The following is a 20,609-nucleotide window of genomic DNA, read 5'->3' on the forward strand; positions in this document are numbered from 1 at the left end:
AAGAAAACCTATAATAACTAAATAAAAAAACTTGCAGTTCGATACACTTTTTACAAAAAAAAAGTTAAAAATTTAAAAAAATATTGTTATTTTTCTATTGAATTTTATTGAAAAGACGAATGTTAAACCCTAAAAAAGGCAGACTTTTAATTGCAGAGCCATCAATATTAAACGATGACTCTTTTAAGCGTACCACTGTGTTGCTTACAGAACATTCTGAAAATAGTACTGTAGGGTTTATTTTAAATAGACCTCTTAACTATGTTTTAGAGGATTTAATTCCTGATGTATATTGTGATTTTACAGTTTACCAAGGAGGACCTGTTGAGCAAGACAACTTATATTTTATTCACAGAGTACCAGATTTACTTCCCGACAGCATTGAAGTAGCTAATGGAATTTACTGGGGAGGGAACTTTAACTCCTTAAAGAACTTATTAAACAATGATTTAATTGAATCTACGGACATTCGATTCTTTTTAGGATATTCTGGTTGGGGAGCAAATCAACTAAACGAAGAACTCAACACCAATTCTTGGTTTATAACTGAAAATGATTTTCAAAATATTTTCTTAGTTGACGAAGAATCTATTTGGAAAAATCAGCTCCTTCAAAAAGGCGGAAAATACAAAATTTGGGCAAATGCCCCTGCTGACATTACCATGAACTAGATTCCAATCTGGCTATTCTGTTTGTTTAGTGATTTCTAAAAATCTTTAATCACTTGCCATTCACCAACAATAATCAACCATACATCTAATAAAAATTTATGAAAAACATTATATGTGTAGTATTGCGTTGTTGAAAACAATGTTGAAGTCATGAAAAAAAACCATCAAAAATTAACTTTTGTTACCGAGAACGGAAATGAGTTTACAATAAGTTTAGCTATTGCAGATTATACATTAACAGTAAACAGATATTCTAATCAAGGTTTTTTTGTCGATAAAACTGACGTTAGCATTTTTCTTAACTGACAAAGCTACCTTAGCTAGTTAAAACTACTACCGAAAGACTTTTTCCTATTTTCTCTGAAATCTCCGTATTAAACTCTTTTTTCCTATAATTAGTTACTGGCTGAATTCCCACAATGGCATTTGTAATAAACACCTCATCTGCTTTTTGTAGCTCAAAAGGCGATATTGAAGTTTCTTCTAAAGTATAATCAGGATTCTTCTCAATTATTTCAATAACCTTTTTACGTATTATACCTTTTATACAACCTTCATTAATACTTGGAGTCTTAATAACGTTATCTTTAACGATAAAAATATTTCCATTAGTTACTTCTACTACCCCTTTTCTTTCGTTTAATAAAATACAATTATCTAAATCATTTTCATCTGAATAAACAGCAGCAATAGTATTTAACATTCTATTGGTAGTCTTAACAGTTGATAACAACCCAGAGTAATTATAAAAATCTTTGAATAAATCAATTCTGTAAGTTGATTTTGTCTTTAGACTAATCTCTTTCACCTCAATTAAAAAATCAATTTCATTTGTTTCAGGTTTGTATAAACCACCATCTTTCCTGTAAACATTTATACGAACTCTTAGTGCCCTCTTATCAAAAGTAGTTATTGTTTTCCTTATTTGTTCTTCTAAAAACTCTAAAGTAAAAGTCATAGGAATTTTCATACGAAGCATTCTCATTGAAGCCATTAATCTGAAATAATGATCTTCTAAAAAAACAATTTTCCCATTTTGAACTTTAATTGTTTCAAATATTCCATCACCATATTTAAAAGCTCTATTCTCATGGGTTAGTTGTAATTCTTCCGGTGTAATAAGACTTCCGTTATAATTAATCATAAGAAAATTTTAGAATGCGAAATTACTAAATTATCTAGCGATTACATACAAAAAAAGCCCGACAAATGTCGAGCCAATTCTATTTTTTGAATATTTTAGGCACCTATTAAATGTCTTAACTCGTCTATTTGATTTTCCCATAACATCTTTGCCTCTTCTGCGGCATCATCATCATCTGCAAAATCTGTAACAATTAGAGATACATCTTTAGTTAAAGGATCTACTTGTACTCGAAATTCAAAATAACTCTCGTCACCTTCACTTTCCGTCCATTTAAATTTTATTCTTTCGTCTGCTTTTTTTGTGACTATAGTAGCTTCCTCCTCACTATCATCCCAAAAAAAAGTGATGATTTTACCTCTTGAGTTTACTTTATCTGCAAACCATTCTTCCAATCCAGAAGGAGTTGCGAAATATTGATATAATAAAGCCGGAGAGGCGTGTAATGGTATCTCTAATTCAAATTTAACTTTACTCATTTATATTTAAGTTTATTGTACAATATAGATAATTATTCTTTTTAAAAAAAATTAACTTCTTTTATTGCTAAATATGAAAATTCCATTATATTTGCACCCGCAAATGGCGAGGTAGCTCAGGTGGTTAGAGCGCAGGATTCATAACCCTGAGGTCGGGGGTTCAAGTCCCCCCTTCGCTACTAAGTGAAGATAATTCTTAATCCGTAAAATCATAACTTATTGATATTACGGATTTTGTATTTTAAGAACATAAAATCATATTAAAAAAGTAAAAAATATTTTTTTAATATGATTTTTTTATTATTTTTACATTGTCTAGGAGACGTTCTAGACACTTTTTCTTTTTCATAGCAATTTTCCCACTCCATATCCTGTGAGTGGGTTTTTTTTGTGTATAAAGTCAAACAAAAAAGCGCCTTAAATGCTTTCTTCTATTTCTCTTTTAAACTTTTATAGATTGTAGCCCTAATCCCCTCTGATGAAATAAACCAATCCATACTCTTCTGCATATTCTTTCGTTATTGACTTATCTTCTTTGACCTCTTTTAAACTTTTTCCTTTTACTATTTGTACTTGCACTCTGTTTCTTTAAGTCTCTAACATTTCTTTATAACTAAGAAGTTCTTTCCTACAAGACAAACCTCTATGTCCTGGAATAATAATTGTGTTATCGTCGGTCATTATTAAAGCCTTATCAATCGCAGCAATATAACCATCGATACTTCCTCCACTCGACAAATCTATATACGGAAATTTACCCTGAAAATATGTATCTCCCATATGAAGAACATTACTTGTTGTAAAATACACATGAGCATCACCATCAATATGTGCATTATGTACATGACTAACTAATACATCTTCGCAGTTAAAATGTACCATCATATCTTTACTAAATGTTATAACCGGTAGAGCTTCCTTTGGTGATGCAGGTTTTTTCTTTCCACGAACAACACTTTCAACACTCATTCTTTTCCTGACATTTTCGTGAGAAATAATTACGGCGCCTTCTTTGCTCATATTCTCATTTCCGCCAGTATGATCCCCATGCCAATGAGTATTTATTAAATAAGCAACAGGTTTATCCGTAATAGATTTAATTACTTTAAGAATCTTAGGTGTTAACCTTGCAAATTGATCATCAATCATGAACATACTGTCTTCACCAATAAAAAGTCCAATATTACCTCCTTGTCCTTTTAACATATAAATATTGTCTTTTACTTTTATCGGCTCTATTATGACTTCCTTATTTTGACCACTTAACGAAATTAATCCAAACAAAGAAATAACACTTACATATCTATTGAATTTATTCATACTTAATAGTTTTAAACATCTTATAGTGAGGACCCGCTTTATTCTCAAAGCGATCCCCAATAATTTCAAATTGATTTTTTTCATAAAACTTAACTGCAACTTCTCGAGCATTACACCATAAAAACTTAACTTTTAATTTTAACAATTCGTTAGTCGCAAACTTCAATAATAACTTTCCATAACCTTTTCCTCTAGCCTCAGAAGAACTTGCCATTCCTCTTAACTGATATTGAATTCCATTTAATTCATTTAAAGAGTTTTTCATAAATGTACCTATACAAACAATATTACCATTTTCTATCACTCCTACATGAAAGGTTTCATTATCTAAATCTCCATCAAACTCATAAGGTAAATCAATATTTTTTCTTAAAACTTCTAACCTTAAAGCGTAAGTATCTTTTACATCAATTTTATTTACGGAAACCATTATTATTACTTTGAAATTTTATTATTAAACATGTTACTTTTAAACTAATTGACAAAGAAAATACTCAAGCTATTTTTCCTCTTTCATCAATTAGAAAAACAAAAACTACTTTAGAAATTCTAAAAATACTAGTTCTAGAAATGGTAAATTACCAAAATTATAAATGTCTTAGAGCATCTCAAGAAGGAAAAATAACTAGCCTTTACATACCTTAGAACTCTACATGAAATTATATCGGTAAGAGTACTAAATTCGGTGACGTAATTATTTCTCAAATATTTAAAAAATAGGATTAGGAAAACAATTTCTTTTATGAATGAATAAACCCATTAAATACAAAGAATATGAATCTATAAAATTGAACAACTATGGGACTAATACTAAATCATGTAAATTTTACTACAATAAATTTTAGGCGATTTACCTGTTCCATTTTTTAAACGTTTCATGTGAGAATTAAGATTATTATAAAAAAAAACTCAAAAACCTTGTTCAATAAAAAAAGGATAGTATATTTGCACCCGCAATATCAACGCGGGAGTAGCTCAGTTGGTAGAGCGTCAGCCTTCCAAGCTGAATGTCGCCGGTTCGAACCCGGTCTCCCGCTCAAAAAAACCGAAACATTCGTTTCGGTTTTTTTTTAATTTCAAATTTATTATCAACAGTAACAGTAATCTAGCATTCACTTTTAGTTTCATTCCATAAAAAAGTTTGCAGAATTAAAAAAGGATGTTATATTTGCTACCGCATTACCAACGCGGGAGTAGCTCAGTTGGTAGAGCGTCAGCCTTCCAAGCTGAATGTCGCCGGTTCGAACCCGGTCTCCCGCTCAAAAAAACCGAAACATTTGTTTCGGTTTTTTTATTTTATATCTGAAATGGTTTTTGTTTATTAAATTCTAAATCAAGCTTTCCAATATTCAAATAATTTGGTGATTGATACTCTGGTAATCTTCCTGCTATTTCTTTATGAAATTTTTTATAACTACCATTAAAGGCCCCTCTATTCCAAACTGTTTTTAATCTGCCCGTAAATTGACCATTAAAACGACCATCATAGGAATATTGATTGTCTTGACAACCAGAAATTAATTTAACTGAAGCCTTGATTTCTTTTCCTTTGAATTTAGCCATTTTAGAAGAAATACCTTCATAAAAATCTATATTCCTAAAGAAATTTCTACTTGAAACTTCATCTGGGATGGACTTTATTGACCATTGTGAAAATTCATCACTCCTTCTTAAAATCTGATTCTCATCTCCAATTTCTTTTATTACGGTTCCGCTATGACAACTATCTGAGAAAACTAGAACCCTTACTCCTTCTTCAAATAAAGTCCATAAATATCTTAATTCATCGTCAATAAATTCACCATCGTATAAACACCAAGTTTCGTCGAGGCCATCTTCTTTTTCGTCACTATTATAATCTGGAACCTGACCTCCATGCCCTGAGTAGGTGACCAAAAAAATATCACCAGATTTCAACTCTGAGGAAACATTTTCTATAAAAGAAAACACTTTCTCACGTGTCGCTTGTTCCCTAAGTAATTTAGTTGAATTGAAACCACAAGAATTTGCAATTAATTCCATGTCACTTGCATCAAATTCACAAGCATTTAATTTTCCATCCCAACCACTATAATGATTTGGATCTACATAATTTAGACCGATATGTAAAGATATACCTCTTGCCATTTTAAAAAATTTAATTAGTTCTATCGTAAAACTAATCAAGACAACAAAGACACAAATCCCTATAAATAGGTAACTTTATAAATTATCTAATTTATCACCAAAAACAAGCAAACCAACAATTATAGCTCCCATTATGGTAATAACAGTAGGATCATTATAAAAAACGCTAGGCATTAACAATAAAGTTATTGCGAAACCACCAATAGCACCTCCTAGATGCGCAGAATGTCCTATGTTTCCCAATTTAGCTTTCATTCCGTAAATGGAATACAACAAGTAACCAACCCCCAACACATAACCTGGAAATTCAATAAATGGAAAAAACATAAAGGAATATGTCTCCTGCGGATACAACATTATAGCTGAAAAGACTACACCAGAAACAGCTCCTGACGCACCTATAGCAGAATAATAATAATCATTTTTATTTTGATATAAAGAGTACATACTTCCCGTTAGAAGACTTCCGAAATAGATTAGCAAGAAATTTACATCCGAAAAATTATAACCTACAATTCTACCAAATAAATACAAGGCATACATATTAAAACCAAAATGAACCCAATCGGCATGTAAAAAACCAGAAGTAACCATTCTCACCTTCTCTCCATTTAATATTTTTCCCACTTGAAACTTGTACTTATCAAAGAAATATTGATCTTGAAATCCTTTCACCGAGGCTAACAAATTAGCCACAATCAATCCTAAAACTATTTTATTCATAACTCTTAATATAATGGACAAAATTAATGAAAAGTTTCAGGTAGTTCTATTTTATATTTAAATACGATATTTGCAAAAATCATTTTTTAATGAATTTATTTATTTACATTTTAGTGTTTCCTATTATCTGGATAATTTCCAGACTTCCCATGCGTCTATTATATGCATTTTCCGACTTTTTATTCTTGTTAGTATATCATGTTGTTGGTTATCGAAAAAAGGTTGTTTTTAGCAACTTAAAACTAGCTTTTCCTGACAAATCAGAAGAAGAATTAAAAAAACTCACGAAACAAGCGTTACACCACTTTTGTGATTTCATAGTTGAGAGCATCAAAAGTTTTTCTATTTCTGAAAAAGAAGTTTCTAAGAGATATAAGTTCGTGAATCCTGAAGTTTTAAATAACACCGCTAAAAATGGTAAAAACATCATTCTTACTGGTGCGCATTTAAATAATTGGGAATGGTCTGTTTCTATGCCTTTAATTTCTAAAATTCATATTTACGGAGCCTACACTCCTATTAAGAATACATACTTCAACAACTTCATGAAAAACTCTAGGACAAAGTTTAATTTGACTGCATATAAAACCAGAGAAATGATTCCGAAAATGATGAAAAACATAAAAGAAGGTAAACAAGGAGCCTATATTCTGTTGAGTGATCAATCTCCAGTAATTCAAAAAACTTATTACTGGCAGGAATTCTTCGGAGTAAAAGTTCCCGTTCATACAGGAGCTGAATTATTGGCGAAGAAATTTGATATGTCTATAATTAATTACACTACAAAAAAAATAAAAAGAGGTTATTACGAAACGACGTTTGAAGTTATCACTGAAAATCCACGTGATTTAGACAATTACCAAATTACAGATAAGTACCTTGAAATAACAGAACGCAATATTAAAGAGCAACCTGAAAACTATCTTTGGACACACAAAAGGTTTAAACACAAACATAGATATCAAGAATGGTTAGAAAAATATAAGAAAAAATAAATTCTTAAAAAGTGAACCGAAGTTCACTTTTTTTTATTTCTATATTCATCACTCTTCTGCTTAATTAATCATTCGTTTTTTGTTTTTTACCTGAACTTACCTATAGTTTTGTCTGATTTTTTTTAATAATTAGATTTTATCAATTACTTTTTTTCTATAAAATTAAGAATTATGAAAGCTAAACCTATATTAGTACGACTTATTAAATCATATGGAAATAAATACGTTATTAAATTTCCAAAACTTATTATTACTGTGAATAGATATTATTACACTAAAATGTCTAATAGTCCTGATGAGTATAAATTCATATAATTTAAATGACTACTATCGAAAAAGAAGAAAAATACTAATAAGCATGAATCCTCCAAAATTGTTTATTTGCATTAGTTTTAATTGCTCAATTCTAATTGATTAACTGGATGTTTTAGTTTTTTTAACCTCTTAATCAATTAAACACAACTAAGACCGTTCCTCTAAATAAAGTTTACTGAAAACAAAAAAGCTCCTCTAGTTGAGAAGCTTTTTTACTGGGTGAAAGACCGGGTTCGAACCGGCGACCTCCGGAACCACAATCCAAAGACTCTCTTTTCAATATTGTTAACTATCAGTTTATCAGTGTGTTAATATTTTAAAATCACACTAAAATAGTACTTTAAATTTAAATTGACACGGCAATTGACACGGCAAAATATCATTACCTTTCTTTCAATTCTTTATTTTCATAAATAAATTCTAATAACTTAATTCTTTCTTCTGTAGAAAAGTATTCTTTTTTTCCTTTTCCTCTTTTCAAATCTAATTCTTCTTTAAAAGTTTCTCTTATAAATTTATTTACATGTTGAATTTGATCGATTACAGCATTAATATCTTCTATTAGGTTTTCATCATCAGTTCTATTAAGTACAGGTTGAAGTCTCATTAATGAAGAGTAATTGTAACTTAAAACATTGTATGATAATGCTTCTGCTAATTGAATTTTCTTTTTCTTATTTCTCTTAAAACCAAACATATCTATATTTTTTTTCAAATCTAAGGATGTTACTCGAATTGATTTGTACACGAAACCCTGAGATTTTAATTATTTTACAAACTTAAATATGCTCTAGGATATAAATTGTAGAGAAAACCTTAGATTTAAAAATCGTTTATTATGTGAAGTTCAACTTCATCAAATTTTCCAAGGGTAATATGAAATACATCCATAATCATTTTACTATCGGAAACATCTTGGTAATTATCAGTATCGATCATCTGATATTTAAAGCCAAGTGCTATGCATCCATTTAACTGATGCCAATAATTGGCTGAGTGAAACTTACACTCTGATCTATTTGGTACATCTTTAATCTCCCATAGTTTTTTCTTAAATCTAGTAGAGTGTTCTAATACTACAGGATATATTCCTTCGGGAATACAAGAAATATTTTTTTTATTATCTCTCCAGCCTCTCTCTAGTGATAAAGCTGAAAAAAGAGGAAATCCGTCAGCATCATAAATAGTACAAGTTCCAGAAGATTGAAAATTATCTTGCCATTTTCTAACTATTTCAATTTTGGCTAGTTTCATTTGTTTTATCTGTAGCAGTTTGAATGATAGTATTAAACAATTTTAATAGATAGTTTCTGATAGCGTTTAACAGTTTAGTTATTAAATCATCATTCTTAACTTCTTTTTTCTGTCTTATGGAAAGCCAATTACTAAAAATGGAGATTCCTTCACTAACAATTAGAATGTTCATGACCGCAGTAACAAACCATTTAAAATCGAAACTTAAACCTTTCCCGATTAGAGCAATAGTCATAGGAATTAGAAGAATACTCAATTTAGAAATAAATCCTAACGCCAATTTCTTAATCTTGAATTTCAGTCCTAAAGACAACGTTTTAATAATTCCAAAACATGTATCTATAAGCATTAACCAGAATAAGATTTTTACTACATCAGATTTGATACCTAAAAAGGTGAACAAAGCATAAAACAGGTACTTAACCCATTCAAAACTTTCTTTTATTTGGTTTAATGATTCGGGGTAAAGCATCTTATTTGATTAGTTCATTTAAAATAGACTTTCCAGAATGAACTAAGGCAACATCATCAGTATTATTAAAAACTCCCTTTCTTACTGCCAAATCAGCAACATTAAACAGAACTTGAATTGCTTTCTTTTGTTCGTTCGTTAAACCTGATGGTTCTTTCTTTTGTTCATCAGTTATACCCGATTTTTCAGTCTTTTGTGTCTTTTCTCTAACTGCCATTATATTTTAAAATTAAATTACTACTCCTGTTAGTTTTATCCATTCTGTTTGCGAGTGTCGGTAATAGACTTCTCCTTTACGTGCATTATTTTTATTTACGAGAAAAGTTCCAATAGGATCTGCTGGACGATGTAGATTTAAAACAGTACTAGTAACGTTATTAAAATTATCATACACTTCTATCCTTGCATCTTGATTGGTTTGAAGCCCTAAGCTTTCTAAATACTCTTTATTGATCGCTCTTTTACTATTTCCGTTTACTATTTCAGATAATGGTACATCAAGTATCAATGGACCACTTAATTTAGACGGAAGTTGCACTTCAGACTTTATAAAATAAGCACCACCTCCGGCAGAAAAATTTAATGATATATCGTCACAACCAATGTAAGCAAAGTCTCCATCTACATTTAATAATGGATCATCTGCTACTGAAGGTTGTTTACAGTCAAGTTCAAGTACATAGGCTCTATTCGCAATCTCACCTTTCTTAAGATCTAATGTTACTGAAGCTGCGAAAACATCTTCGATTTCCATCGTAGCATCATTGATTTTTGCGGTTAACCTGTTTAGAACTGTGGTTATTTCAGAAGAACCATTATAATCATCAACATTTGCAATGGCTTCAACACCAAATAAGGTCTCACATCCTCCTGATGATCTATAACTCCCTAGAATGATTGCACCTCCTAGATTGTTTACAAACCCTGTTCCTGATGAACGACCTATATGATAAGAGGAAAACACCTCTTTAATATAATCAGCTCCTTTATAGTCTGCTCTTAACATACCACCAAAAAAAGCATCAGTACTATTAGCGTTATGTCTAACTGAATCAACCCAAAACGGTATTGAAGTTCCTGTTGAAGTAGAATTGTCTTTTAGGAATATTTTAGTTCCTAAGGAATTCGAAACAGGACTTCCAGTTGTATTCACAAGTAGATTGTTTTCGGTTTCAAAGTTCCCAAATAAATTAGTATTTCCTTCGAGATTAATACTATTAGCAGCTTTTAAAGTAATATCCTCTTGATCGTCATCAACCTTTAATTCAGTTCCGTTGGTTGGTCCAAAAATGGAAGTTCTAAATCCATCATCAATAATCCCTTCCACCTTAAAAACATCTTTTAAGAGGTCAATCTTCGAAATTTCCAACTGAGGAATAAAACCGTCCGATATGAGTGAGTTCTCATCTAATCCAACATAACCTTCTGGCTCATCTTTTTGACTTATACTTTGATAACTTGTCAAATTTGGACTAGAAAAAGGGTACTTAAGTAGCTTTGTCTTATTTGGGGAATAAACAGCAATCAGCATTCCATCTTCAACTTCATTAGCTTCTTCTAATTGAGCATAGCTCTTAGAGTTATCAATGAATTTTTGAAACAAATTAGTAAGGTTTTGAACCTTTTGAGATAAAGCTTCAACGCTCGACATAAATTACTGTTTTACACAAATATACAATTTATTTAGAATCATTCTAAATAATATTTTTGCTATTTAAACTCTATGGTTTTGGTTATATTTGAGTATGCTATTTTATATTTCAATAGGATTTATTATTTACCTGATTACCACAAGAATTACGAAGGCTTTCGTGAAAGATGTCAATAAAAATATTGATAAATATGACCGTGAAAAACCTACTAAAATTGTGATAAATCAATATACTACCGAGCAACATCTTCACATTACTGAGTCTCAATTAGAGAAGTTAAAGTCCAAAGACTAAATAACCACATATTGCCCATTACCAATATTTATAATTGATGGAATCGTAATCGATGTATTTTCCTCTTGTAGAATTATTCCGCTATTATTTATAAAAGCACTTCCTGACTTTATCATTTTAGCTTTTACAACATATAAATTACTTCTTCCTTGCTTTTCTTTTTCTGGATTTTCAGCTCGCTTATATCCAATTCCATTAATAATGACAAACTTATGAGATAATGCTAATTCTAACTTCTTGGAAAGTTCTTTAGACAGAGGTAAAAAAGTAAACTCATCACCTTCATAATATTCACTTTCAATAAGGCTTATATTTGTATCACCTGTATGAATCTCAGCTTCGGTTGTTGGTGAATCAACAATATCATTTACTGGAACTCTAATCAAATTTTTAATTCCAGTCTCATAATAAATGTCTCCATTATACTCATTGTAATACTCAATTTGTAAACACTCAGGATGGACCTCTTTAATCTGCAAAAATTCCGAATGATAAATCTTGGTTGGTAATTTAGGATCTGAAAATGTAATTACCACCTGAACGCACTTATTGTTATGTTGAGAAAAATTAGAAGTAAATTCAAATAAATTAAAAGCTCTTAAATCATATATCGATTTTACTTTAGTAAAGGTTTGACTTTGATTATAATTATAATCAACCACAGCTACTTCAGCATTTAAGGCTTCATTAAAAACTATAGCCTTAATCTCAACAGCTCCAATTCCTTCAATAAAAATAGATGTTCCTACTTTATACCAAGTTGGTAAGCTTCCATTAAGAGTAAAGTCTCCTATTTTGTTTTCGCTATCATAATCATAGATAGATCCACTAGAAAAATATATTCCTGCTTCTCCGTAACCTCTATCATAGATAATACAATCTCTAGAATCCTTTAAATTGAGATACTCTCTCACTTTCGAAACATTTATAACGGAATTAGTTTCTGAAATTATCTCAACATCAACATTATCATAATTAGTTCTCAATTGTGTTATTGGGCTATCATTAACTTGAAAAAGCTGAGATACTGACAACGAAAGATCATTCAAACTTTCATAGGATAAAGTATTATCATCATTCTTAAAAGTCATCAAATTATCCCATTGCACCTTTTCTGCAAATCTTATTGAATTTGTTTTTGGAATATAGATATAGGGAATCTTGGTGGTTGTATCAACAAAGTTAATTGACTTGGTAACCTGACATCCATAGGAATCCTTAACATAAACTGTTATTGGACCTTCACTAACATTAAAAACATTACTCGAACTAAAGCTTATACCATCAATTGAATATTGTAACCCAAGATCGAGGTTAATATTTGAAGAGTTTGAATAAATAACATTTATTGAGTTTCCTAAGTTATTACTAATCTGTTCTATTATAATATCATTCTCCAGGAGCATTTGTGGGGTACGAATATTTTTAGTTGTAAGAACTCCTGTTTGAGAATCCTTAACAGTAAAAGTTAAAATCTGCCCTCTTAGATAACTAAAATTAATAGGGTTATTCGTGTTATTAGCCTCTACATAAGGACTTAAAATTTCGTCAGCAATTTTAGAAGTACTAATGCTAATATTGATATTACTACAAGGATTATTATTGTCTTGAGTAAAAGAATAACTATCAATTGTTAAAGGATCACTTACTTCTATTTGATTATCAACCAAAAAAACAACGTTTAAATTATTCGAATTCTCATTTTGAAAATTCAATCCCTCAACATTTGATTGGATATTAATAATATTTCCAACTCTTGTTATTTCAAGAGTACTCAAATTGTCAATTAAGGAAAGTCTATTACTATACTCAATAGGATTATAAAATGGAATTGGAAATATTTGAAATGACTCATGCAGTATATTATAAAATGATATTATAGTATTTCCTAAGTCTTGTGCAACCCAATCTACACGAAAGGTTTTAATAGTATTATTGATATTAGTTTCAAAGATGATATAATCACCAATACTCATTTCAGGGATTTCAATTGTAATTTTACTTTTAATCATAACTTATCTATTTGCCATTAAAACTTTCCACTCACCTTTACCTTTTTCTTTTACTTCGAATAAATAACCATATTTAAAAACATTTTCAGATACTCTATACTTTAGAATTCCATAAAAGACATAACGTTCCTTACCTTCAATAATAACCTTACTTCTTAATCTCTTTGACATCGAATAACTAACAGGATGAGTAAACTTCACCCAATAAGGCTTGAATCTTGGGCGACCATACTCGCTAACCTTCTTTTCTCCATTTTCTTTGCTAATAGCACCGCTTGACTCCGTTTTTAAATTTGAGTTACAATTAGAACTGATAAATCGAATGTCCGAATCTTGATGATGATATAAACTAGAAGCCAAAAACAATTTTCTACGATCTCTCATTTTACTTGGGGTAAATCTCAAATTAGTGGCACTATCTGGATCATAAATTCCCTCTGGCTGTTTATCAAAATCATGCTGCCATTTCCGTTCAATTAGAATATCTGTTTCTGACTCTAAGGCATCTATAAAAACATTATCCATGTCATATCTAGTATCATCCAATGGATGTGTAGATTTATGCTTTCTTCTTGCAAATTCTGGCATTGAAGAATCTGCTCTTATATCAGATAAAACCGATAAATTTCGGTCTATATGATCAAGGATATTACTATATGATGCTTTTCCATTATACTCACCAATTCCTGTGGCTTCTTCATAACCATCACCTCCTTTTTTATAACCAAATTCATAACTACTATACATAAAATCAATAGCAGGCGAAATATCGACTTCACTAACAACAAAGGGCAACTCCATCGTTACATAAGGCATGTAAAAAAAGTCAAGGTTCTCAATTCTTAAGCGTTCATTAAAACCGATCTTCTCAATCATCATTCCTACTCCACAGCATGCGTTTAATGAATCAAATATTTCCTTAAATGAAATTGAAGGTTTCTTATCTTCCTTAGAATCAAATCCTCTAATCCAAAGTCCATTGGAAACTGTGATACCACTAAACTCTCCATCATTCTCATAACCTAATTCTTTACGCCCAAACAACTCTGAATAGAAAGATTTTTCCTTACCGGATATTATTTCAACTTCCTTTTCCAGTAATTCATGAATTTGAACCACATCTGTATAACTAGGTTTAACTTCGCTATCCTCGGATAGGTTTATTGTACAATTCGAATTTTCTACATCCCAATCAAACCTTCCCCAACTATAATAAGGTAAACCTGTTCCCAATCTCGCATGTGATAGAATTTCGATACTTAACGAATCTCCTTTTTTCAGCTCTAAATACTTATTACCCTGTATTTGAATTCTTTTTGAAGTTACAGAGTGTGGATTCTGTAAATTATAAATCTCAATTCTTTCTTTTAGGTTTAAATCTGCACTGTTTTGATAAACAACAAGGTTTATAGTAACGTTTCCATCTCGTTCTTTACCTCGGTACGATGTCCGTTTGAGTAGTAAATCAATATTATATTCTAAGTCAATATTTTTATCTCTCTCCGCACTTAGAAAAAAAACAAGACCAATACTTCCAAAATTTGGATTCTTAGTTTTTTGCTGACTGAATTCATCGGCATAAACATCTTTAATTTCTTCATGTGATCTACTTAGTACTTTCAATGGAATTGCTGTTTGAAGAAATACCCTAGAATCTTGTTTTGATCCATTTCTCATTTGAAAACTTACGCCTTCTTCTTTTAAAATAGATCTTAGAAAAATCCTTCTACCAGATAACAATAATTTACGAGTGGGAATTTTTTGAATTTCTTTACCGTCAATAGTAGTTTCTCTATCAAATTCAACTTTGTGCCCTTTCCTGTTTTTAATCACAGAAGCCATTCCTCCTTCATTAGCTTTTACTTCGATTTGACCAGATTTATCCTTAAAAGTCTTAAGATCTAAGAAGTAAATATCCTTATAAAAATCATATGAATCCTCTGGGTTTTCCTTAACAATAATGTATCTAATTTTAGCTCTAGTTCCATAAATACTTTCGATGGTTTTTATGTAGTCTCTCCCTTTACCGATGAATTTAATTTGCTTGGCTGACTTTGAAATAAACTCATCAGAATCTTTACTTCTACTTAAGCCTTGATTTGAATTGTCTTTCCATCCAATTGGTTCTTCAACTAAGACAGGTTGAACATCATCCTCATGTTGGAGATAATGTCTTTCAATATTTGTATTTAATGTAATCAGCGTCATTAGAATTTATTATAAAGATCATTCGATTCTATATTTACAACTCCATGAATTTTCGTTCCAAGAAGACTTTTATTTATAGCTCTTAAAACACTTTGCTCTGTACTTTTGGATGCATCCTTAATAACCTTAGTTAACAATCTTTCATTCAAATCATTCTTAACTACTACCAAACGATTATGATCCATAGCTCTTTTTCCATTCTGGTCTATTGACCTCAATTTTCCTTTACGAAAAAGTTCTTCGTACTGTTTTGGTGTTCTGGATTTAATAAAATCATCCATGTTACTATGAACCTTGTCATCTTCTTCTAAATAAGTTAATGTTGGAGTATTTGGGGTAATGTAGAACTCACCGTTTTTTTTCTCAACAACTTCATGTACATAACCATCACCAACTTCAGCAAACTCGGCAGGTCCTCCTTTTCTACCATGCTTATATTTCGGAATAGGTTGAGATAATATGGAAGCTAATTGAATTGCTCCAAGACTTGCAACTATTGCAGCTTGAGGAATACCGAGTATAAAACCTCCTTGTGCAAGAGCCTTTGTAATTCCCAGACCGATATTGATTCCAGCTTGTGCAGCAGCAGATAACTTGTTAAAAACGGCTTGCTTTCTTTCTTCAGCTCTCCTTTTCTTCTCTAACTTTTGCTTCTCTTTTTCTCTTTTATCCTCTATTAATTTTTTGTTTTGTTCAGATAACGATTCATTTTCTAGTTGCTTACTAAACTTTTCGTCATTCTTTTCTATCTCAGCATCAATATTTGATATAGTCGTACCAAACAATGAATTTGATAATTCTGAAATACCAGAGTTTAATTGACTGGAAATATTGAGTATTTTATCTACTTTATCCGCAGTCTTCTTTACTTCACCATCACTTTTTTCAATAAAATCTTCGTATGAAATCTTAGCAACTTCAAGCTTAATTTTAGATAATTTTCTCTCGTACTTTGCTCTTTTTTCGGCAGATAACTGCTCATTATTTAAAAGAGTTTCAATTGCTTGAATTTGAAAATCTAATGCCTTTTTAGCATAGTCTTTCTTAATCTCAGCAATTCTCTTTTCCCTTAACTCAACAAGGTTCTCTTCATTCTCATATACACCTTGTCTTTTAGAAAATGCTTCATGTTCTGACTTAAGCTTATCATTTAAGGCTTTTTCTTGCTCATCTTTTAATCTCTCAGCCTTTCTTTTTTCTTTCTCGACTTCAAGATCTACTAAACTTTCATCTTCACGATTTCGAATACTATCTAAATCATTTTGGTACTGTTCCTCTATTAGAAGCTTCCCATTAGCCGTAAGTTTTTCATTAGATAATAAATACTCCTTTTTTAACTCTGCTAACTTCTTCTCCGCTTCAACCCTAGTTTTTATGGAATCAAATCTCTCTAAAGATGTCTTTTCTTCATTCTTTACAATTTCTTGTTGTAACTCTATTTCTTTTTCAATTCTAAACTTAGCCAATTCATACGCTTCTCTTTCCAACCTTCTTTTATTGTCATCTGGATTGGTAACTTTATTAGATTTTTGATCTTTAGTTTTTCTTCCTCCTATAGAAATTTCGCCCGATTCCGTTTTCTTTTTTATAAGGCTATCAATAGCTTTGATTTCTTCCTTAATTCCTGAAATTTCATTATTTCGGTTCTGAATTCCATCTTTCACACTTTTACCTGCTGCCTTACGTGCATCACCAAGAGATAAAACTAAATTTGTAACATTTTCATACCATTTGACATTGTCCTCTATAGATTTACTTTCCGCATCGATTAACTTTTGATATAATTCCTGTTTTTTCTCAGCTAAAGCTTGAGCAAGAGCTTTTTTATCTAATTCTTTGATATAAGATTTTATAGCTTTAGTGGTATTCTCTGTATTGATATTTTCTAAAGTAATATTCCCCAGATATTCTGGACTAATACTGTTTAGATCTAGAATTGCCTTAAGTCTTTGCTCCTTTGATAAATTTTCGTTTTTAGCAGTATTAATTAAAGTATCAATACTTGCCTTTTCATTAGAAATAGCCTTCTTAGCTTCTTTTCTCGCATTGTTCAATAATTTAGTTTTTCGCTCTGCAATAGTCATTTCAGAACTCATTTTTCTAAACGCTATAACAATAGCACTAATAGTTACAACTGCTGCTGCAATTACTGGATTTGATAACGCAACTCTAAACAACTTCAGGTTCTTAATAGTAGGAATCAAACCTCTATTTAGTGCTACTATTGCTATTCTATATGCTACAGTAAAAGATGTTGCTAATCTCTTTGCAATAGTAACAGCTACAATTGCTCCTTTGTAAGCTAACCAAAGACCAGTTGCAGTTGTAATTACTTTAACAATTAACTTTAGATTATTTGCAAGAAACTGAATAGCTTCTTTAAGTACATTAGAAGTTCCTGTTGCCTTATCATTCTCTAGAATTATTCCTTGCCAAGCCGACTTCAATAATTGTAAAGCTCCATCAAGAGTATCAAGTTCCTTATTCGCCATTCCTTCAGCAGTTCCTCCAGCATTTTGAAGAGCTAAATCAAGTTCTTTAGTTTGATCTATATTGTTTGCCAAAATAGAAGCAGATACAGCAGCTCTTTTACCATATTCATCATTAGAAGCTGTTAACTTATCTTGACTTCCTTTAATCTTCTCTAAGATTTGCTCATAGTTTAAACCTTGCGCAGCACTTTCTATGAATATATTCCTTAATGCAGTTGAACTAGTAGATACATCAATACCTGCATCCGAGAGCTTACCCATTAAAGCAACTAATTTCGTGAAAGGTATTCCCGCAGAATTAGCAGCACCCGCAACAATTGGAATTCCTGTTTCAAGTTTTTCAAAGTCCAACGCACTTTTTGCTGTAGCCAAGGATAGAACATCCAAAATTTTTGGCGCATCGGTTGTAGATAAGTCATCAAAAGTATTGACAACTGCTCCTGTTAATTTTGCGGTACTTTCAAGATTGGAATTTAACGCAATAGAACCTTGAATTGTAGATTCTGTTAAATCTAAAATTTCCTTCTGACTAAAACCTAATCGAGCGTAGGCAATTTGTAAAGTAGTTACCTCTCCTGCGGTTTTAACTGTGGTTTCTCCTAATTCTCTTGCACTATCTCTCAGATCATTCAATTCTTCTTTTTCAACCTGCAATACTCCTGCAAGTGTTGCGTTTTGTTTTTCAAAATCACGAATAATCTTTAATCCATTTCGCATAACTTGAATAAAGGCAAATGAACCTCCAATCAATCCAAAGTTTGTTGCGATACTCGCCAACAGTCCTTTTAAAGAATTTAATGAAGAAGAATAGTTACCTATATTCTTACTAAACTCATCAGTTGCATTGTCAACCTTAGAAATTCTATTATTTAACTTTTCATATTCTGCTCTCGCTCTTCGAATTTGTCGTTCATTGAGTTTCTCTGAACTGAGTAAATTTTTGAGCTTCCTTTGGGCTTCTGTTCTTTTTCTGTTAAGTTTCTCATAAGCATCAACAAGACCCAATTGTTCACGAATTTGAAGTCGTTTAATTCGATTTAGAGCTTGATTTTGAACTTTTTCTTCTAAGGTTAATTTGTTGTTTCTTCTTTGAACTGCTTCTTTTTTATTCGCTAATTCAATTTCTTTCTTTTCCGTATTAATTATAGTTTGCCTCAATTTCTCCTCTTGCATTTTAGCCTTAAGAGAAATCTGACTAACCTGAGCTTCCTTCTTTTTTATTTCCAGAAAATCCTTTCTAGTTTTAGAAATCTTGAATTGTTTCTCTATCTCAGATTGAGCAAGAGCTGATGATTTTAAAGCATCAAAAACTCCTTTTAATTGTTCGACCTTATCAATACCAGGTTGTAAACTCTTTGCTAAATCATTTCCTATTTGGAAAATCTTTTCGTCAATTGAATCACTAAAACTAATTTTACCTTTCGACATCTTCTTCTAAAGCTTGTATTTTTTGAGTTCCTACTTTTATTAATGCTAAATATTGGGAAAGTGTGATTTTATTAGTGTCAATAAATCCTGTACCTGCTATAACTGAGTAACTAATAACAACTTCATCAAACGAGGTTTGCTCTTGTAGGTCATCTCCCTTTAATTTATCTAGTTGAGATTCATACTTTGAAATCTTTACTAATTCATTTGAATTTTCTCGTTCCACTCGATTGAGAAATGCTGTAAAATCTTCATTTGATTGTTTATATCTGTAAGACTTTAAAAGCTCAATTAATTCTTGATCCTTGCTGTATTTCAAAGCCAAAACAGCATACTTAATTGACATTCTTTTAGACCTAATAGATTCTATCTGGGTTGATAATTCAAGTATTTTTTTACTATTCTGGTCAGTATCTACTAATTCGTATTCATGTAATATCTTTCCCCATGCTTCCGAGAGTTTAACTTCTTCTAAATTCTCTCCATTTCCCAATAACCTAGTTTCACCAGTTTCAAGAATTCTAAAAAAAAGTTTAGCCGGTATGACATCAATAGAATCGTAAATCATAATAAAAACTCTCGTCTAAAATAGTTTTGAAAATAAGGTAGTAACCTAGTGTCTACTACCTTATTCTTATCTGCATCTTGTAATCCAAAAACATTGTTTGATAACAGGTGTTTTAAAACCTCTTTTCTCTTAGAATCTCTTGAGTCAAAAAAGACATTATCCCTATCAACTTTAGCATATAAACCATCTAAAAAGTCTCCACTTTCTAATAAATCAAAGGGATCACCTGCTTTCTTTCTTCCGTTTGTGATTAATTCTGTTGCTTTTGAATAAAACCCCAACGGTTTCCCGAAAATATCTTCACTTTCCTGATTTATTGTAGCCCTATTATATGCTGCAAGTTCTTCTTCAAGAGTCCTAATGAAAGAATATAAATCATTCTTTATCTTCCGTGGACGTAGCTTTTTTGCCCTTTCTTGAAGATCGTGAATTGTTCCCATGAGTGGCTACCTTAT

19 protein-coding genes and 3 tRNA genes are annotated in these 20,609 nt (G+C 31.0%); 6 read left to right on the top strand and 16 right to left on the bottom strand.

Annotation, left to right across the window (positions count from 1 at the left end; genetic code table 11):
* Nucleotides 1-119 precede the first annotated feature (119 nt).
* Both BTO06_RS09675 and BTO06_RS18470 read left to right on the top strand, forming a co-directional pair.
* A complete protein-coding gene (locus BTO06_RS09675; RefSeq protein ID WP_100925110.1) occupies nucleotides 120-671 on the top strand; it encodes a YqgE/AlgH family protein in 552 nt (183 codons plus the stop codon).
* 150 nt (nucleotides 672-821) lie between these two features.
* Nucleotides 822-977 carry a hypothetical protein gene (locus BTO06_RS18470; protein ID WP_157811795.1) on the top strand — a complete coding sequence of 52 codons (156 nt, stop codon included), beginning with the start codon at nucleotides 822-824 and terminating at the stop codon, nucleotides 975-977.
* Nucleotides 978-987: 10 nt separating this feature from the next.
* Here BTO06_RS18470 and BTO06_RS09680 read toward each other — a convergent pair whose 3' ends face one another.
* On the bottom strand, nucleotides 988-1,815 hold the full coding sequence (locus BTO06_RS09680) for an aminotransferase class IV (protein ID WP_100925111.1): 828 nt from the start codon (nucleotides 1,813-1,815) through the stop codon (nucleotides 988-990).
* Nucleotides 1,816-1,910: 95 nt separating this feature from the next.
* A complete protein-coding gene (locus BTO06_RS09685) occupies nucleotides 1,911-2,294 on the bottom strand; it encodes an START-like domain-containing protein (RefSeq protein ID WP_100925112.1) in 384 nt (127 codons plus the stop codon).
* 105 nt (nucleotides 2,295-2,399) lie between these two features.
* On the opposite strand from BTO06_RS09685, the gene BTO06_RS09690 reads away from it, so the two are divergent.
* Nucleotides 2,400-2,473 (top strand) — tRNA-Met (locus BTO06_RS09690).
* 409 nt (nucleotides 2,474-2,882) lie between these two features.
* Here BTO06_RS09690 and BTO06_RS09695 read toward each other — a convergent pair.
* Both BTO06_RS09695 and BTO06_RS09700 read right to left on the bottom strand, forming a co-directional pair.
* On the bottom strand, nucleotides 2,883-3,614 hold the full coding sequence (locus BTO06_RS09695; protein ID WP_232731441.1) for an MBL fold metallo-hydrolase: 732 nt from the start codon (nucleotides 3,612-3,614) through the stop codon (nucleotides 2,883-2,885).
* Nucleotides 3,607-4,044 (bottom strand): GNAT family N-acetyltransferase, encoded by a 438-nt coding sequence (locus BTO06_RS09700; RefSeq protein ID WP_100925113.1) that lies wholly within the window; start codon nucleotides 4,042-4,044, stop codon nucleotides 3,607-3,609. Before BTO06_RS09700 ends, BTO06_RS09695 begins: the two co-directional genes overlap by 8 nt.
* 534 nt (nucleotides 4,045-4,578) lie before the next feature.
* Between BTO06_RS09700 and BTO06_RS09705 the strand changes: the two genes are divergently transcribed.
* Together BTO06_RS09705 and BTO06_RS09710 are read left to right on the top strand one after the other, a co-directional pair.
* Nucleotides 4,579-4,651, top strand: a tRNA-Gly gene (locus BTO06_RS09705).
* Between the two features lie 150 nt (nucleotides 4,652-4,801).
* Nucleotides 4,802-4,874, top strand: a tRNA-Gly gene (locus BTO06_RS09710).
* Nucleotides 4,875-4,910: 36 nt separating this feature from the next.
* On the opposite strand, the gene BTO06_RS09715 is transcribed toward BTO06_RS09710, so the two are convergent.
* Both BTO06_RS09715 and BTO06_RS09720 read right to left on the bottom strand, forming a co-directional pair.
* On the bottom strand, nucleotides 4,911-5,741 hold the full coding sequence (locus BTO06_RS09715) for a caspase family protein (RefSeq protein ID WP_100925114.1): 831 nt from the start codon (nucleotides 5,739-5,741) through the stop codon (nucleotides 4,911-4,913).
* A gap of 75 nt (nucleotides 5,742-5,816) precedes the next feature.
* The gene (locus BTO06_RS09720; protein WP_198517068.1) at nucleotides 5,817-6,464 is read right to left on the bottom strand and encodes a rhomboid family intramembrane serine protease; all 648 of its coding nucleotides are present in this window, start codon (nucleotides 6,462-6,464) and stop codon (nucleotides 5,817-5,819) included.
* A gap of 89 nt (nucleotides 6,465-6,553) precedes the next feature.
* On the opposite strand from BTO06_RS09720, the gene BTO06_RS09725 reads away from it, so the two are divergent.
* On the top strand, nucleotides 6,554-7,459 hold the full coding sequence (locus BTO06_RS09725) for a lysophospholipid acyltransferase family protein (RefSeq protein WP_100925115.1): 906 nt from the start codon (nucleotides 6,554-6,556) through the stop codon (nucleotides 7,457-7,459).
* Between the two features lie 697 nt (nucleotides 7,460-8,156).
* Here BTO06_RS09725 and BTO06_RS09730 read toward each other — a convergent pair.
* The 10 genes from BTO06_RS09730 to BTO06_RS18475 all read right to left on the bottom strand — a co-directional run bounded on the left by BTO06_RS09730 (nucleotide 8,157) and on the right by BTO06_RS18475 (nucleotide 20,594).
* Nucleotides 8,157-8,489 carry a hypothetical protein gene (locus BTO06_RS09730; RefSeq protein ID WP_157811796.1) on the bottom strand — a complete coding sequence of 111 codons (333 nt, stop codon included), beginning with the start codon at nucleotides 8,487-8,489 and terminating at the stop codon, nucleotides 8,157-8,159.
* A gap of 107 nt (nucleotides 8,490-8,596) precedes the next feature.
* Nucleotides 8,597-9,028 (bottom strand): DUF5675 family protein, encoded by a 432-nt coding sequence (locus BTO06_RS09735; protein WP_100925117.1) that lies wholly within the window; start codon nucleotides 9,026-9,028, stop codon nucleotides 8,597-8,599.
* Nucleotides 9,009-9,500, bottom strand: a complete 492-nt coding sequence (locus BTO06_RS09740; RefSeq protein ID WP_100925118.1) for a phage holin family protein — start codon at nucleotides 9,498-9,500, stop codon at nucleotides 9,009-9,011. Before BTO06_RS09740 ends, BTO06_RS09735 begins: the two co-directional genes overlap by 20 nt.
* A gap of 1 nt (nucleotide 9,501) precedes the next feature.
* Nucleotides 9,502-9,717, bottom strand: coding sequence for a hypothetical protein (locus BTO06_RS09745; protein ID WP_100925119.1), 216 nt, complete (start codon nucleotides 9,715-9,717; stop codon nucleotides 9,502-9,504).
* A 12-nt stretch (nucleotides 9,718-9,729) separates the two neighbouring features.
* Nucleotides 9,730-11,151, bottom strand: a complete 1,422-nt coding sequence (locus BTO06_RS09750) for a hypothetical protein (RefSeq protein ID WP_100925120.1) — start codon at nucleotides 11,149-11,151, stop codon at nucleotides 9,730-9,732.
* A gap of 291 nt (nucleotides 11,152-11,442) precedes the next feature.
* Nucleotides 11,443-13,458, bottom strand: a complete 2,016-nt coding sequence (locus tag BTO06_RS09760; protein ID WP_100925122.1) for a hypothetical protein — start codon at nucleotides 13,456-13,458, stop codon at nucleotides 11,443-11,445.
* Between the two features lie 3 nt (nucleotides 13,459-13,461).
* Nucleotides 13,462-15,666 (bottom strand): hypothetical protein, encoded by a 2,205-nt coding sequence (locus BTO06_RS09765; protein ID WP_100925123.1) that lies wholly within the window; start codon nucleotides 15,664-15,666, stop codon nucleotides 13,462-13,464.
* Nucleotides 15,666-19,586, bottom strand: a complete 3,921-nt coding sequence (locus BTO06_RS09770; RefSeq protein WP_100925124.1) for a phage tail tape measure protein — start codon at nucleotides 19,584-19,586, stop codon at nucleotides 15,666-15,668. Before BTO06_RS09770 ends, BTO06_RS09765 begins: the two co-directional genes overlap by 1 nt.
* Nucleotides 19,573-20,154, bottom strand: coding sequence for a hypothetical protein (locus BTO06_RS09775; RefSeq protein ID WP_100925125.1), 582 nt, complete (start codon nucleotides 20,152-20,154; stop codon nucleotides 19,573-19,575). Before BTO06_RS09775 ends, BTO06_RS09770 begins: the two co-directional genes overlap by 14 nt.
* On the bottom strand, nucleotides 20,151-20,594 hold the full coding sequence (locus BTO06_RS18475; RefSeq protein WP_157811797.1) for a hypothetical protein: 444 nt from the start codon (nucleotides 20,592-20,594) through the stop codon (nucleotides 20,151-20,153). Before BTO06_RS18475 ends, BTO06_RS09775 begins: the two co-directional genes overlap by 4 nt.
* Nucleotides 20,595-20,609 lie beyond the last annotated feature (15 nt).

The organism is Tenacibaculum sp. SZ-18, assembly GCF_002813915.1.
GTDB lineage: Bacteria > Bacteroidota > Bacteroidia > Flavobacteriales > Flavobacteriaceae > Polaribacter.